Below are 15634 nucleotides of genomic sequence, written 5' to 3' on the forward strand. Positions count from 1 at the left end.
TAAGCCACGGTCGGGACAGCGACAAGAAGCCGCCAAGCTGCGAGCGGCGATTTCAGCCAACGTCGCTCTACGTGTGGCGAGAAAGCGACAAAAACCGATTACGCAAGGTCAATATTATCAACGTTTACTGCAAGATTTTGGCCGATGAGGCGTCTTCTCTTTGCTGCTGGCGCCGCGCCGCGAGGTGCAGAATCACAGCGGCGGCGAGCGCCGACAGCACCGATCCGCCGATGACGCCCAGCTTGACCTCGATCTGCTCGGGTGAATCCACGGCGCCAGGGAAGGCCAGAACGCCGATGAACAGGCTCATGGTGAAGCCGATGCCGCACAGCAGGCTGACGCCGTAAAGCTGCAGCCAGCTGGCGCCCGAGGGCTTGTCGCCGATCTTCAGCTTGGCGGCCAGCCAGGCGGCGCCGAAGACGCCGACCTGCTTGCCGACGAACAGGCCGAGGGCGATGGCGATGACCAGGGGGGCGAAGGCCTGCTCCAGCGACAGGCCGGCGAAGGAGACGCCCGCCTTGGCAAAGGCGAACAGCGGCAGGACCAGGAAGGCGACATAGGGGTGCAGGTCGTGCATCGCCTCCTTCAGCGGGCTCTGCGAGGTCTCGCGGCGTGGCTCGACCGGCACGATCATGGCGAAGGCCACGGCCGTCAGCGAGGTCGACAACCCCGACAGGACGGTCAGATACCAGACCGCCGCAAAGCCCAGCACCCAGAAGGGGCCGGCCAGGCGACGACGACCCAGAAGCGCGAAGGCGGCCAGCAGCCCCGCCACGCCCAGCAGAGGCAGCCACTGCACCCCCTGGCTGAACAGGACGGCGATCAGGGCGATGGCGCCCAGGTCGTCGACGATGGCCAGGGTCAGCAGGAAGACCCGCAGCGAACTGGGCAGCCCCCTGCCCACCACGGCGAAGACGGCCAGGGCGAAGGCGATGTCAGTGGCCAGGGGAACAGGCCAGCCCTGCCCCGGCCCGCCCATCGCCTGGGCCACGGCCAGATAGACCAGGCCAGGAACCGCCATCCCGCCCACGGCCGCGATGATCGGCAGGGCCAGCTTCTTGGGATTGCTCAGCTCGCCCTTGAGAATCTCGTATTTGATCTCCAGCCCGACCACGAGGAAGAAGACCGCCATCAGGCCTTCCTTGATCCAGCCGGAGATCGTCTCCTCCAGCCGCAGCGGGCCGACCTGAAGGACATGAACGCTCTTCAGCCAGGCGAAGTATTCGCCGGCCCAGGGCGAGTTGGCGACGATCAGGGCGGCGACGGCGGCCAGCCCCAGGGCGGCGCCCGAGCCGGCTTCGGTCTTGAGGAATGCGAGCGTGCTTTTTGTGGCCACGGCGGTCTCCGAAATCAAAAGGACTGTCGTGGCGTCAGGTTATCGACGGACGCCGGACCGGATTCGTCCGTCAAACGACGGCGCCGGCCTGGCCCCGACGCGCGATGGCGAAACGGGACCTGATCTCTGCCGTTGAAAATACGCAAGCCGCCCGCAGGTTCAACCCCGGCTCGCCGCTCACCTTGCAGTTGCGAAAGCCGGCGCGAGCGCGCATCTGCCGCCCATGCCCGTCTCTCCCGCCTATCGCCCCGACCCGCGCTTCATCGACCTCGGCCCCGACTATGCCGATGCGGTGCAGGCGGCGGACTTTCCCCAGACGATCCTGCGCGTGCGCAACGACCGGGCGGCGGCGACCGTCGGGCTGGAGACGCTGACGGATGTGGAATGGATCGCCCATTTCGGCCGGTTCGCCCCCCTGCCCGGCCAGCCGGGGCCGATTGCCATGCGCTATCACGGCCATCAGTTCCGCACCTACAATCCCGAGATCGGCGACGGGCGCGGCTTCCTGGCGGCGCAGATGAGGGAAGCCCCTCACGCAGCCTCCCTCCGCGAGGGAGGCGATAGGGAAAACAACGATGGTCGACTGCTGGACCTGGGCACCAAGGGTTCCGGCCAGACGCCCTGGTCCCGCCACGCCGACGGGCGGCTGACGCTGAAGGGCGGCGTGCGCGAGGTGCTGGCCGCCGCCATGCTGGAAAGCCTGGGCGTGCCGACCTGCCGCATCCTGTCGCTGGTCGAGACCGGCGAGGCGCTGGAGCGCCACGACGAGCCCTCGCCCACCCGCTCCGCCGTCATGGTGCGGCTGTCGCACAGCCACATTCGTTTCGGCACCTTCCAGCGCGCCGCCTATTACGGCCGCAAGGATCAGATCGAAGTGCTGCTGGAGCACGCCCGCAGCCTGTATCACCCCTCGGTCGCAACCGGCGACGCGCCTGGCTTCCTGGCCGCCGTGGTCGAGGCCTCGGCGCGGCTGACGGCCAAGTGGATCGCCGCCGGCTTCGTCCACGGGGTGCTGAACACCGACAATCTGAACGTGACGGGCGAAAGCTTCGACTACGGTCCGTGGCGCTTCCTGCCCCACTACGAGCCCGGCTTCACCGCCGCCTATTTCGACAACTCGGGCCTCTACGCCTTCGCGCGTCAGCCCGAGGCCGTGTTCTGGAACCTGACCCAGCTGGCTGGCTGTCTGAAGCTGATCGCGGAGCCGCAGGTCGCGGCCCTGACCGAGGCGTTGAACGGCTTTGGTCCCGCCTATATCCGCCATCTGCGCGCCGCCTTCCTGAACCGGCTGGGCGTCCGGAGCCTGAGCGAGGCCGCTGACCAGCGGCTGCTGGACGCCACCCTGGCCCTGCTGCGCGACAAGGGCGAGGCCCTGCGCTGGGAGCCGCTCTTCTTCGACTGGTTCGGCGGTTTCAGTTCGGGCGCGCGGGCCCTGGGCGGGGCGCGCGGCAAGATCTATCAGGGCGAGGCCTTCGACGCCTTCCGCTTCGCCTTGCTGGAGCATGAGCCGGACCGGCCCGAGCGGCTGGAGCATCCGATGTTCGCCGCGCCCGAGCCGGAAGAAATGCTGATCGACGAGGTCGAGGCCATCTGGGCGGCCATCGAACAGGGCGACGACTGGGCGCCCCTGCACGCCAAGCTGGCCCGTCTGGACGCCGCCCGAAGCGCCTGGGCGCTATAGCCGATTCCTCCCGGGGATGAGCGGTATTGGCGACACCCGCGCCATAAGTCATCAATTGATGTCATCAAGCGTTGACAGGCCGCTTCGGCAGGCCTAATGCCGTTTGACGACCCGCGTCGGATTACGGGAAATTGTGGTTACAGCCACGCCCTCGCCGCAGGTCGCGCCTACCCCCGTTCACAGATTGTTACGGCCTATTGAATCCCCGGCCCGGCAATCTGATCTAGCTACTGTTACCAATCAACCTCACTGGTTACGGCCATGACCTCCGCCACCCTCACCCCCCGCTCCCGTGCAAAAGCCGACTATCTGAACCTGACGCTGTGGACGCTTCAGGGGTGGATCGCGATGTTCTTCATCGCCGCCGGCTACGCCAAGTTGACCGAGTCGATGGAGAACCTGACGGTGCTGATGAACTGGCCCGCCATGGCCAGCGCCAGCTTCGTGCGCGGCCTGGGCGTCGCCGAGATGGTTCTGGCCCTCATGGTCCTCAGCCCGCTGATCTCCTGGCGCTTCGGCCGCCCGCTGCTGCTGACGGCGAGCGTCGGCCTGCTGGCGCTGGAAAGCATCATGCTGGTCCTCCACGGCCTGGGCCTGGACATCGGCCTGGCCCTGACCAACCTCTTCCTGATCGCCATCACGGCCCCGGTGCTCTGGTTCCGCCGCCACTAGCGACCCCGAAAGTTTCCTCCCCGGATCGGCCGCGGCGGGCACAAGCTCTCCGCGGCCGATTTGCGTTTGGAACCCCGCGCCGATCACAACTTGTCGAGGGAGGCGCGTGAGAAGCTTCCCTTTACGTCCGCGTCAAGTTATGTGTGACACATGGCGACCGCTGACGATCACCGCACCTATTCCATCCGGCACCTGTGCCGCGAGTTCGGGGCGACCGCGCGCGCCCTGCGCTTCTATGAGGACAAGGGTCTGCTGACCCCGGCCCGCAAGGGCCAGACGCGGGTCTATGACGCGCGCGACCGCGCCCGGCTGAAGCTGATCCTGAGGGGACGCCGCATCGGCTTCACCCTGCAAGAGATCCAGGAGATGCTGGATCTGTATGACCGCAAGGATCACAACGTCCATCAGATGGCCGTGGCCCTGCGCCGTCACCGCGCCCAGGTCGAGGCGCTGAAGCAGCAGCTCGAAGACCTCGAGGGCGCCATCCAGACAGCCGAAGAGGCCTGCGCCTGGATGGAGTCCAAGCTGGGCGAACACCGCCCCGACCTTCTGCCGGGGGCGGATGAATACGCCACCCTGCTGAGCGAACGGCTCAACCCCGACAACCAATTCCAGCCTTTCAAAGCGAGAGCGTAATCATGGCCTACAAGGCGCCTGTCCGCGACCTGTCCTTCGTCCTGCACGACGTGCTGGAGGTCGAACGCTACGCCAACCACTTCGCCGACGCCGACCTGTCGCGCGACCTGATCGACCAGATCATCGTGGAAGGCGGCAAGTTCGCCGAGGAAGTCATCGCCCCGATCAACCGCCAGGGCGATCAGGAAGGCTGCCATATCGCGGGCGACGTCGTCACCGGCCCCAAGGGCTGGAAGGAAGCCTATCATCAGATGGTCGAGGCCGGCTGGACCAGCCTGTCCTTCGGCACGGAGTTCGGCGGTCAGGGCCTGCCCTCGATCGTCTCGATGGCGGTGGGTCAGTTCACGGCCGGCGCCTCGGCGGCCTTCTCCATGTATCCGGGCCTGACGGCCGGCGCCTATCACGGCATTGAAGCCTCGGCCTCGGACGAGCTGAAGCAGACCTACCTGCCGAAGATGGCGACCGGCGAATGGACCGGCACCATGAACCTGACCGAGCCGCAGTGCGGCACCGACCTGGGCATGGTCCGCACCAAGGCCGTGCCGAACGGCGACGGCTCCTATTCGATCACCGGCCAGAAGATCTGGATCTCGGCGGGCGAGCACGACTTCGCCGACAACATCATCCACACGGTGCTGGCCCGCGTCGAAGGCGCGGTTCCGGGCATCAAGGGCCTGAGCCTGTTCGTGGTGCCGAAATTCCTGGTCAACGCCGACGGCTCGCTCGGCGAGCGCAACGGCGTCCAGTGCGCCGGCCTCGAGCACAAGATGGGCATCCACGGCAACGCCACCTGCGTCATGGCCTATGAGAACGCCAAGGGCTGGCTGATCGGCGAAGAAGGCCGCGGCATGAACAACATGTTCGTGGTCATGAACGAGGCCCGCCTCGGCACCGGCCTGCAGGGCCTGGCCATCGGCGACGCCGCCTATCAGGCCGCCGTCGAGTTCGCCAACGACCGCCTGCAAGGCCGCGCCCTGACCGGCGCCAAGAACCCGGACGGCCCGGCCGACCCCATCATGGTTCACCCCGACGTGCGCCGGATGCTGCTGGAATCCAAGGCCTTCGTCGAAGGCGGCCGCGCCTTCATCCTGTGGACCGCCCTGCAGGCCGACCTGCAGAAGTCCTCGGACGAGGCCACGGCGACCAAGGCCAAGGACTACATGGGCCTGATCACGCCCGTGCTGAAAGCCTATCTGACCGACAAGGGCTTCCATGTCGCCTCGCTGGCCATGCAGGTCCACGGCGGCTCGGGCTATACCGAGCACTTCCCCGCCTCGCAGTATCTGCGCGATGCGCGGATCACCATGATCTATGAAGGCACCAACGGCATTCAGGCGCTCGACCTGGTGGGCCGCAAGCTGCCGTCGAACGGCGGCCGCGCCATCATGAGCTGGTTCGCCGACATCGACGCCTTCACAGCCGAGAACGGCGACAATGAAGCGATCAAGCCCTTCGTCGACGGCCTGGCCGACACCAAGAAGAAGCTGCAGGACGGCACCATGTGGCTGATGCAGAACGGCATGGCCAACCCGGACAACGCCGCCGCCGCCTCGACCGACTATCTGCACATCTTCGGCCTGACGGCGCTGGCCTACATGTGGGCGCAGATGGCCAAGTCGGCGTCGGCCAAGATCGCCGCCGGCGACGCCGACCCCTACTATGTCACCAAGCTGCAGACCGGCCGCTACTTCGTCGAGCGCATCCTGCCCGACGCCGCCGCCCATCTGGTCAAGATGAAGACCGGCGCCGAAGTGCTGATGCAGATGCCCGCCGAGGCTTTCTAAAGCCCCGGTAAACGTCACCCCGGACACGGCGAAAGCCGTGATCCGGGGCCGCCCCAAGACAACAACGGTCGAGTTCTGCGGCGATCCCGGCTCTCCGCTTCGCTACGGCCGGGATGACAGGAAACGCTCATGAACGTGCTCAACGTCCCCGAACCCGACTTCATGCAGGACGAGGAGATCGTCCTCTTCTCCGACAGCGTCGGCAAATGGATCGACGAGCACGCCCCGCCCGAGAAGTTCCAGCAGTGGATCGCCGCCTCCTCGGTGCCCCGCCAGCTATGGAACGACGCCGGCGACGCCGGCCTGCTGGGCCTGTCCCTGCCCGAGGAAGACGGCGGCATGGGCGGCGACTATCGCCATGAGGTCGTGCTGATGCGCCAGCTGGGCTGGAAGGGCGCGGACCACTTCGGCATCTCGCTGCACAACGCCATCGTCATGCCCTACATCTGGCACTACGGCACCGCCGAGCAGAAGGCGCGCTGGCTGCCGCGTCTGGTCAGCGGCGAACTGGTCGGCGCCATCGCCATGACCGAGCCGGGCGCCGGGTCCGACCTGCAGGGCGTCAAGACCACCGCCATCAAACAGGGCGACCACTATGTCCTGAACGGCTCCAAGACCTTCATCACCAACGGCCAGCTGGCCAACTTCATCATCGTCGTCGCCAAGACCGACCCGGCCGAGGGCGCCAAGGGCACCAGCCTGATCGTGGTCGAGACCGACGGGGCCGAAGGCTTCGAGCGCGGCCGCAACCTGCACAAGATCGGCATGGAGGCCAACGACACCTCCGAGCTCTTCTTCAACGACGTCAAGGTGCCGCTGGACAACGCCATCGGCGGCGGCGAGGGCCAGGGCTTCGTCCAGCTGATGCAGCAGCTCCCGCAGGAACGCCTGAACATCGCCGTGCAAGGCGTGGCCGCCGCCGAGCGCGGCCTGGAGGCGACGCTCGACTACGTCAAGCAGCGCAAGGCGTTTGGGAAGCGGGTCATCGACTTCCAGAACACCCAGTTCAAGCTGGCCGAGGTCAAGACCAAGCTGACAGTGGCCAAGGTCTTCGTCGACCACTGCATCGGCCTGCACCTCAAGGGCCAGCTGGACGCCGCCACCGCCTCCATGGCCAAATACTGGGTCAGCGACATCCAGGGCGAGACCATCGACGAGATGCTGCAGCTGTTCGGCGGCTACGGCTACATGAACGAGTACCCGATCGCCCAGCTTTACAAGGACGCCCGCGTCCAGCGCATCTACGGCGGCACCAACGAGATCATGAAACTCTTGATCGCGCGCACCCTCTGACCCCATTGAGCGGCATGATCCGTTTGCACGTTCAGGGCGACCTCGCCCCCGGCCTCGCCGTCGCTCCGACCCTCGACCAGTCGCGCTACCTGACCCAGGTGATGCGGCTGAAGGCGGGCGACGATTTGCTGGTCTTCAACGGCCGCCACGGCGAATGGCGCGTCAGCGTCGCCGACGTCCTCAAGAAGGGCGTCGTCCTGCGCGCCGAGGAGCAGGTGCGGAATCAGACCCACGGCCCCGACCTGGAACTGATCGTCGCCGTGGTGAAGAAGGCGCGCATCGAAACCATCGTCGAGAAGGCCACCGAGTTGGGCGCCAAACGGGTCCGTCTGGTCCTGACCCACCGCACCAACGCTGACCGCCTGCGACTGGACAGGCTGGACGCCATCGCCGAGGAAGCCGCCGAGCAGACCGGGCGTCTGGACGTGCCGCTGGTGGATGATCCGGTCAAGCTGGACGCCCTGCTGGACGGCTGGGACGCCTCGCGCCGGCTGATGTTCTGCGACGAGACCGGCGGCGCGCCGGCCGTGTCGGCGCTGACCGCTGCGGGCGGCGACACCCAAGAACAGAAGTGGGCCATCCTGATCGGTCCCGAGGGTGGTTTCTCGCCGGAAGAAGGCGAGCGTCTGCGCGCCCTGCCCTTCACCACCGCTGTCTCTCTCGGCCCGCGCATCCTGCGCGCCGACACCGCCGCCATCGCCGCCCTGACGTTGTGGCAAGCCGCCATCGGCGACTGGGAACGATAGAAGTTGTGTCGCCCCTCTTGAGCGGGGCCGTTTCGTCGCCCATCTAGCCGCGACAGCAGGGGTTACAGATGTCCGACACGGCGCCGCTTTCCAGAGACGACCTGATCACCGCCATGTCGAAGGGCGCCAAGCCCAAGGACCAGTGGCGCATCGGCGCCGAGCACGAGAAGTTCGGCTTCGACCGCACCACCCTGCGCCGCCCCGCCTATGAGGGCGACAGCGGCATCCTGGCCATGCTGACCGGCCTGCAGCGCTTCGGCTGGTCGCCGGTGGAGGAAGCCGGCCACGTCATCGCCCTGGAGCGCAAGAACGCCGAGGGCTTCACCGCCTCCATCAGCCTGGAGCCGGGCGGTCAGTTCGAACTGTCCGGCGCGCCGCTGCAGACCATCCACGACATCTGCTCGGAAACCGGCCAGCACCTGATGGAGGTGAAGCAGGTCGCGGACCAGCTGAACCTCGGCTTCCTCGGCGCGGGCTTCGACCCCCTGTGGCGACGCGAAGACATCCCCGTCATGCCCAAGGGCCGCTATGAGATCATGCGCGCCTACATGCCCAAGAAGGGCTCGCTGGGCCTCGACATGATGCTGCGCACCTGCACCATCCAAGCCAATCTCGACTTCGACAGCGAAGCCGACATGATCATGAAGTTCCGCACCTCGCTGGCGCTTCAGCCCATCGCCACCGCCCTGTTCGCCTGTTCGCCCTTCATCGAGGGCAAGCCGACCGGCTTCCTGTCGGCGCGCGCCAACGTCTGGACCGACACCGACCCCGACCGCACCGGCATGCTGGACTTCGTCTTCGCCGACGGCTTCGGCTACGAACGCTACGCCGACTACGCCCTCGACACGCCGATGTATTTCGCCAAGCGCGGCGAGACCTATGTCGACCTGTCGGGCCAGTCGTTCCGCGCCTTCATCGACGGCAAGCTGGACGCCCTGCCGGGCGAGCGCGCCACGGCCAAGGACTGGGCCGACCACCTGACCACCCTCTTCCCCGAGGTGCGCCTGAAACAGTATCTGGAGATGCGCGGCGCCGACGGCGGCCCGTGGAGCCGGATCTGCGCCCTGCCCGCCCTGTGGGCCGGCATCCTCTATGACGCGCCGTCGCTCGCCGCCGCCTGGGATCTGTGCAAGGACTGGGACATCGCCGACCACGAGCGCCTGCGCCGCGACGTGACCCGCCTGGGCCTCAAGGCCGAAGTCGCCGGCCGCAGCGTCCGCGACATCGCCGTCGACCTGGTCGAGATCGCCAAGCACGGCCTGAAGAACCGCGCCCGCTTCTCGGGCGGCATGGTCGACGAGCGCGGCTACTTGTCGGAACTGGAAGACATCGCCGACAGCGGCGTGACCCCCGCCGACCGCCTGCTGGAACTGTATCACGGCGAATGGCAGGGCGACGTCAGCCGCATCTATCGCGACTTCGCCTACTGAACGGGGCCTACCAGGGCCTACTGAAACGGCGCTTACTGAAATCCGCCCTTAACCGGCGGGGTCTAGACAGGGCGTCCAGTTCGCAAGGATCGCCCATGACGTTCGCCCCGGCCCCATCGCTGACGGGACAGCCGCAGTCGGCGCGCGGCATGGCGGCCGATCTGGCGACCTTCTTCGACGTGTCGCTGGACCTGCTGGTGATCCGCGATCTGGAGGGCCTCATCGTCCGGGTCAGCGCCTCCTGGGCCGCGACCCTAGGATATAGGCCCGACGACCTGATCGGCCTGGCCATCCTGACCCTGGTCCATCCTGACGACCTGCCCGGCACGCTGCACAGCGTCACCGAGGTCGAAACGCGTCGCCCGGACGCGCCGGTCAAAGGCCATATCAACCGCTACCGCCACCGCGACGGCCACTACGTCACCCTGGAATGGCGCGCCCAGAGGTTCGGCGACCGCATCTACGCCGTGGCCCGCGACGTCACCGCCAAGATCGCCGCCGAACAGGCCCTGATTGAGGCCAAGAGCGCCGCCGAGGCCGCCAACCGCGCCAAGTCCGACTTCCTGGCCAACATGAGCCACGAGATCCGCACCCCGCTGAACGGGGTGATCGGCATCGTCGACGCCCTGTCGCGCACGCCGCTGTCGCCGGACCAGGCCGAGATGGTCGGCCTGATCGCTGCGTCCGGCGTGACGCTGGAGCGGCTGGTCTCGGACATGCTGGACGTGTCGCGCATCGAGGCCGGCAAGCTGGAGCTGGAGCTGCGCCCCTTCGATCTGGACGAGGCCCTGGCCGCGCCGCTGGACACCCTGCGGAGGCGGGCCGAGGACAAGGGCTTGGCCTTCCACGTCGAGCGCCCGGCCCATGTGCACGGCGCCTTCGTCGGCGACAGCGTCCGCATCGGCCAGATCCTGGGCAACCTCCTGTCCAACGCCGTGAAGTTCACCGCGGAGGGTTCTGTCTGCGTCCGCTTCGCCCTGAGCGAGGACGTCGGCGCCCCCACCCTGCTGTCGTTCGAGATCGAGGACACCGGCGTCGGCTTCGACACCGACCACGCCGCCCAGCTGTTCCAGCGCTTCAGCCAGGCCGACAGCAGCATCACGCGCCGTTTTGGCGGCACCGGACTGGGCCTGTCGATCTGTCGTTCGCTGACCGAGATGATGGGCGGGCGGATCGAGGCCGTCTCCACCCCCGGCGTCGGCAGCCGTTTCCGGGTCGAACTGCCCCTGCCTCGCACCCATGACATCGAGGCGCCCGGCGTCGGCGCCGTGCCCAGACTGCCGCGCCCTGTCCGCGTCCTTCTGGCCGAGGACCATCCGGTCAACCAGCGTCTGGTCCAGCTGATCCTGGCCGACCATGCCGCCGACCTGATCATCGTCGATGACGGAGCCCGAGCCGTCACGGCCTTCGAGACCAGCCGCTTCGACGTGGTCCTGATGGACATGCAGATGCCCGGCATGGACGGGCTGACGGCGACCCGCGCCCTGCGCGCCGTCGAGGCCGCCCGTCCGGCGACCCCGCGTACGCCGATCCTGATGCTGAGCGCCAACGCCATGGCCGAACACCGCGACAGCGCCCGCGCCGCCGGCGCCGACCTGCATCTGGCCAAGCCCGTCACCGCCCGCGACCTGCTGACCGCCCTGGCCATGCTGGTTCCGAACTAGCCCAGCCAGCCCGCCACGATGACCCGCAGCGGGTTGGTCGGATCCGACAGCAGCCGCGCCGTGATGGCCAGGGAGATGACCACCAGCAGGGGTCGGATCAGACGCGGCCCAAAGCGCATGGCCGCGTGCGAGCCCATCCGCCCGCCGATGAACTGCCCCACGGCCATGATCCCCGCCAGCGCCCAGACCACGTGGCCGCCCGCCGCCAGCACGACAATGCCGACGACATTGCTCATCAGGTTCAGCGCCTTGGTGTGGGCCGTGGCCCGCGTCAGCCCCATGCCCAGCAGCATGACCAGGCTGAGGGCGAAGAAGGACCCCGTCCCCGGTCCGAAGAAGCCGTCATAAAAGCCGATCCCGCCCGCCACGACCGCATAGGCCAGGGGCGTCAGCCGGGCGTGGGCGTCCTCGTCCGAGGCCTTGGGGCCGAGCAGGAAATATAGCGCAATGCCGACCAGCAGCACCGGCAGCAGGATCATCAGCCAGCGCGCGTCCACCAGGGTCACGGCGAAAGCGCCCAGCCCCGCCCCGACGCCGACCAGGGCCAGAGGCCAGCGGATCAGACGGAAATCCACGCGGCCCTTGCGCCAGAAATTCCACAGGGCCGAAGCCGTGCCGACGCTGCCCTGCACCTTGTTGGTGGCGATGGCCGCGACCGGGTTCAGCCCCACCGACAGCAGAGCCGGCAAGGAGATCAGGCCCCCGCCGCCGGCGATGGCGTCGATGAAGCCGGCGATGACCGACGCCAGACCCAGAAGGGCGATGATCTCAGGCGTCAGTTCCGGCACGCGCGCGATACTCCAGCAACAGCGGCGCTATAGACGCAGGCGCAGGAAACCGCCACCGCGCGGGCGGCGAGGTCCGCTTTCGGCCCTCTGCAGACATCAGTGACACGACAGCGGCGGCTAGTCGCCCAATGGCAGACGGGCGGTTCGGGCGCGCACGGCAGCCGAATATGTTCGACCTACCGGCACCAACAGCCCGTTCGTCAACTTGAGATGAGACCGCTGCTCCGACCTGACGATCTCGCAGATCGCATCCTGGGCCACCCACCAGCTCCTGTGCACCTGAAGACCCCGGTCAGGTTCAATCGCGGCGATGGCGTCTGACAGACGCATCAAGACAAGATCCGACCCGAGGATGGTGTGAACCCGCAGATAGTGGTCCTCGGCCTCGAGGGCGACGATCTCTTCGCCCAACCGGCTCGGCAAGCGCGAAAGCAGAGCGCCTGGAAACGCGCCTGACGTATCTCTGCGTCGCGCCAAGGGCGGTCGGGGCGGTGCATTCGACTTGCGCAGCAGCGTGAAAACGATTGCCAGCTGGACAGCCGCGACGACGCAGAACAAGGCCGGGAGTTGCGCGGGGTCGTACACATGCCCTGGCCGGATGATCGGCACCACCCAGGCCGCGACAAAGGTCACCGGCAAGGCGGAGACCATCGCCGTTGCAGTCAGGCGCAGCAGGGGACGCGAAATGGATGTCTCGGGAACAAGCTTCTCCGCCGCCAGCGCGGCGGCGTAACCCACGAACACCATGCCGATCCAGAAGGCATAGCGAACCGGCGCACTGAGCGGCGGATACGACCCGAACGGCCCCGCGGATCCGAGCAGCACCCCCATCCCGAGCACGGGCGCGGCGCGCCTCGCCAAGGGCCAGGCGGGTAGTTGGCGCATCGTGAACAGCATCCGCCCAGCACCTCCGAAGCGCCAAAAGCTATTGGCGAAATTCCGGGTTGTCGAGGTGAGCGCCCGGGCGAGAAACGGCGGACATGCGGCTGAAACCGCGAGAACCAGGAGAATAGATCCATGAAGCGCCTGTCGGCTGTTCTGATCCTGTCCGCAGCCCTCGCCGTGGCGGGGCCCCTGCGAGCACAGACGACGCCTTCGCTCGCGGCGTGTGAGGCGGCGCCTTTCGTTCCCGCGGGGGAGGCGCCCGACCTGGCTGGCCAATGGGATGTCTTGATGCAGGTCGGCGAAACGCCTTCACCGGGCCTTCTCGCCCTGGGCCATATGGATGGCGCCTACGCCGGCTCGCTCACCCCCTACAGGACAAATACCGTCGCCGTTCGTCGCCTGACGCTCGACGGCGGGGCCGTGAGCATGTCGGTGGCCTCTCGGGAAGGCGAGGTTCTGTTCGAAGGCCGCCTCACAGGGAGGCCCGACACCATGTGCGGGACCGTTCTGTACCACGGCGGGCAGAGGTTCCAGATGGTGGCTGTCCGTCGACCCACGAGCTATGTGCCGCGATAGGCAGGCAAGTTGCGATTGCTGGAGCCAGCGAAAGATCGCGGCGCCGGCAGCCCACCATCAAGGCCGCAGCAGGCGCCGAGCGGCGCGGTTCAAGAGTTGCTCGCGAACCCGCGCCGGGTGCATGAAGGCGCAGGCATTCAGGGAGGCTCGGCCATGACAGGTTCCATCCACATCGGCGTCGGCGGCTGGACCTTCGAGCCGTGGCGCGGAGTCTTCTATCCCGAGGGGCTGACGCAGAAGCGCGAACTGGAATTCGCCAGCCGGGCGCTGACCTCGATCGAGATCAACGGCACCTATTATTCCACCTTCAAGCCCGACAGCTGGATGAAGTGGCGCGACGAGACGCCCGACGGCTTCGTCTTTGCGGTCAAGGCCAGCCGGTTCTGCACCAACCGCAAGGTTCTGGCCGAGGGCGGCGAAAGCTTCGACCGCTTCCTGTCGCAGGGGCTGACCCTGCTGGGCGACAAGCTGGGGCCGATCAACTGGCAGTTCATGGGCACCAAGAAGTTCGACGCCGAGGACTTCGAGGGCTTCCTCAAGCTGCTGCCCAAGGAAAAGGACGGCGTGCGGCTGCGTCACGCCCTGGAGGTCCGCAACCCGACCTTCGCCTGTCAGGAATTCTATGATCTGGCCCGCCAATACGGCGCGGCCATCGTCTATGCCGTCGATGACGAATCCCCGACCTGGCCCCAGATCGACGAGGCGACCGCCGACTTCAGCTACGCCCGCCTGATGTCCAGCCGCGAGGACGAGCCGACGGGCATGACCTCAAGCGAACTGGACGCCGTGGCGGCCCAGACCCGCCAATGGGCCGAGCGCGGCGCGGTCTTCGCCTACTTCATCTCGGGGGCCAAGGTGCGGAACCCGGCGGCGGCCCAGGCGCTGATCGCAAAGCTGAAATAGCCGCCGGGTCGTCTTGCGGCGATGCGGAGCGCGTCCCATCTGCGGCGCGCCTTCCCGCCAAGCTCAAGGACGCCCCCATGCCGATCGCCGCTCGCGCCTTCGCCGCCACCGCCGCCGACGCGCCGCTTAGCCCCTACAGCTTCGACCGGCGCGATCCGGGGCCGGACGACGTGGCCATCGAGATCAAATACTGCGGCGTCTGCCATTCCGACCTGCACGTCGTGCACAACGACCTGGGCGGCACCCGCTATCCCATCGTGCCGGGCCATGAGATCGCCGGCGTCGTCACCGCCGTCGGCGCCAATGTCACGCGCTTCAAGCAAGGCGACCGGGTCGGCGTCGGCTGCATGGTCGACAGCTGCCGCACCTGCTCCTCGTGTCAGGCGGGCGAGGAGCAGTACTGCGTCCCCGGCATGACGCAAACTTACGGCTCGCCTGACCCCAAGGGCGAGGCGGTCGGCCAGACCATCACCCAGGGCGGCTACTCCGACCGGATCACGGTGGATCAGAACTACGTCCTGTCGATCCCCGACAGCCTGCCGCTGGACGCGGCCGCGCCCCTGCTGTGCGCCGGCATCACCACCTACAGCCCCCTGCGTCACTGGAAGGTGGGGCCGGGGTCCAAGGTGGCGGTCGTAGGCCTGGGCGGCCTGGGTCACATGGCTGTGAAGCTGGCCGTGGCCATGGGGGCCGAAGTCAGCGTCCTGTCGACCTCGGACCGCAAGCGCGCCGACGCCGAACGGATGGGCGCCAAGCACTTCCTGATCAACTCCGACAAGGATGCGATGAAGGCGGCGGCCGAGAAATTCGACCTGATCATCAACACTGTCTCGGCCACCCACGAAATCGCCAGCCACCTGAACCTGCTGGCCCGCGACGGGACCATGGTCATGCTGGGCCTGACGACGGAGGGTCTGCCGGTCTTCGCCATGCCCCTGCTGTGGCGTCGTCGCAGCGTGGCCGGCAGCCTGATCGGCGGCATCCGCGAGACCCAGGAGATGCTCGATTTCTGCGCCGCGCACGGCATCGTCTGCGACATCGAGACCATCGCCCCGCATCAGATCAACGAAGCCTATGCGCGGATGGAAAAGTCCGACGTCCGTTATCGCTTCGTCATCGACATGGGCCAGATTGGCCAGGCCGCGTAACGGCGTCTTCTCCGGCAACGCTTGCCAAGCTAAAGCGTAGTCTTGAGGGTGGGGCGTCGTCGACGACGGCGCCTCAAATCAAGGGACAGGGA

General features: G+C 67.3%; 14 protein-coding genes. 11 read left to right on the plus strand and 3 right to left on the minus strand.

Annotated elements, in window-relative coordinates:
• Positions 1 to 124: 124 nt before the first annotated feature.
• On the minus strand, positions 125 to 1336 hold the full coding sequence (nhaA, locus tag AC3IS2_RS11905) for a Na+/H+ antiporter NhaA (protein ID WP_489197995.1): 1212 nt from the start codon (positions 1334 to 1336) through the stop codon (positions 125 to 127).
• A gap of 223 nt (positions 1337 to 1559) precedes the next feature.
• Between nhaA and AC3IS2_RS11910 the strand changes: the two genes are divergently transcribed.
• The 8 genes from AC3IS2_RS11910 to AC3IS2_RS11945 all read left to right on the plus strand — a co-directional run bounded on the left by AC3IS2_RS11910 (position 1560) and on the right by AC3IS2_RS11945 (position 11242).
• The gene (locus AC3IS2_RS11910; RefSeq protein ID WP_489197996.1) at positions 1560 to 3017 is read left to right on the plus strand and encodes a protein adenylyltransferase SelO; all 1458 of its coding nucleotides are present in this window, start codon (positions 1560 to 1562) and stop codon (positions 3015 to 3017) included.
• Positions 3018 to 3278: 261 nt separating this feature from the next.
• On the plus strand, positions 3279 to 3689 hold the full coding sequence (locus AC3IS2_RS11915) for a DoxX family protein (protein WP_489197997.1): 411 nt from the start codon (positions 3279 to 3281) through the stop codon (positions 3687 to 3689).
• A 150-nt stretch (positions 3690 to 3839) separates the two neighbouring features.
• Positions 3840 to 4325, plus strand: coding sequence for a MerR family transcriptional regulator (locus AC3IS2_RS11920; protein ID WP_489197998.1), 486 nt, complete (start codon positions 3840 to 3842; stop codon positions 4323 to 4325).
• Between the two features lie 2 nt (positions 4326 to 4327).
• Complete coding sequence (locus AC3IS2_RS11925; RefSeq protein WP_489197999.1) at positions 4328 to 6109, plus strand: acyl-CoA dehydrogenase C-terminal domain-containing protein; 1782 nt, start codon at positions 4328 to 4330, stop codon at positions 6107 to 6109.
• Positions 6110 to 6238: 129 nt separating this feature from the next.
• Positions 6239 to 7402 (plus strand): acyl-CoA dehydrogenase family protein, encoded by a 1164-nt coding sequence (locus tag AC3IS2_RS11930; protein WP_489198000.1) that lies wholly within the window; start codon positions 6239 to 6241, stop codon positions 7400 to 7402.
• 14 nt (positions 7403 to 7416) lie between these two features.
• The gene (locus tag AC3IS2_RS11935) at positions 7417 to 8148 is read left to right on the plus strand and encodes a 16S rRNA (uracil(1498)-N(3))-methyltransferase (protein ID WP_489198001.1); all 732 of its coding nucleotides are present in this window, start codon (positions 7417 to 7419) and stop codon (positions 8146 to 8148) included.
• A 68-nt stretch (positions 8149 to 8216) separates the two neighbouring features.
• Entirely contained in the window at positions 8217 to 9578 is a 1362-nt protein-coding gene (locus tag AC3IS2_RS11940; protein ID WP_489198002.1) for a glutamate--cysteine ligase, read from the plus strand.
• A gap of 95 nt (positions 9579 to 9673) precedes the next feature.
• Entirely contained in the window at positions 9674 to 11242 is a 1569-nt protein-coding gene (locus AC3IS2_RS11945; protein WP_489198003.1) for a PAS domain-containing hybrid sensor histidine kinase/response regulator, read from the plus strand.
• Here AC3IS2_RS11945 and AC3IS2_RS11950 read toward each other — a convergent pair.
• Together AC3IS2_RS11950 and AC3IS2_RS11955 are read right to left on the minus strand one after the other, a co-directional pair.
• Positions 11239 to 12030, minus strand: a complete 792-nt coding sequence (locus AC3IS2_RS11950) for a TSUP family transporter (RefSeq protein WP_489198004.1) — start codon at positions 12028 to 12030, stop codon at positions 11239 to 11241. The genes AC3IS2_RS11945 and AC3IS2_RS11950 overlap by 4 nt on opposite strands.
• A 117-nt stretch (positions 12031 to 12147) precedes the next feature.
• Entirely contained in the window at positions 12148 to 12927 is a 780-nt protein-coding gene (locus AC3IS2_RS11955) for a LytTR family DNA-binding domain-containing protein (RefSeq protein WP_489198005.1), read from the minus strand.
• A gap of 120 nt (positions 12928 to 13047) precedes the next feature.
• Here AC3IS2_RS11955 and AC3IS2_RS11960 point away from each other — a divergent pair, with 120 nt between their 5' ends.
• The 3 genes from AC3IS2_RS11960 (at position 13048) to AC3IS2_RS11970 (ending at position 15542) form a co-directional block, all read left to right on the plus strand.
• Positions 13048 to 13491, plus strand: a complete 444-nt coding sequence (locus tag AC3IS2_RS11960) for a hypothetical protein (protein ID WP_489198006.1) — start codon at positions 13048 to 13050, stop codon at positions 13489 to 13491.
• 153 nt (positions 13492 to 13644) lie between these two features.
• Positions 13645 to 14394, plus strand: coding sequence for a DUF72 domain-containing protein (locus tag AC3IS2_RS11965; protein ID WP_489198007.1), 750 nt, complete (start codon positions 13645 to 13647; stop codon positions 14392 to 14394).
• A 77-nt stretch (positions 14395 to 14471) separates the two neighbouring features.
• On the plus strand, positions 14472 to 15542 hold the full coding sequence (locus AC3IS2_RS11970) for an NAD(P)-dependent alcohol dehydrogenase (RefSeq protein WP_489198008.1): 1071 nt from the start codon (positions 14472 to 14474) through the stop codon (positions 15540 to 15542).
• Positions 15543 to 15634 lie beyond the last annotated feature (92 nt).

This window comes from Brevundimonas sp. KH_025, assembly GCF_057839885.1.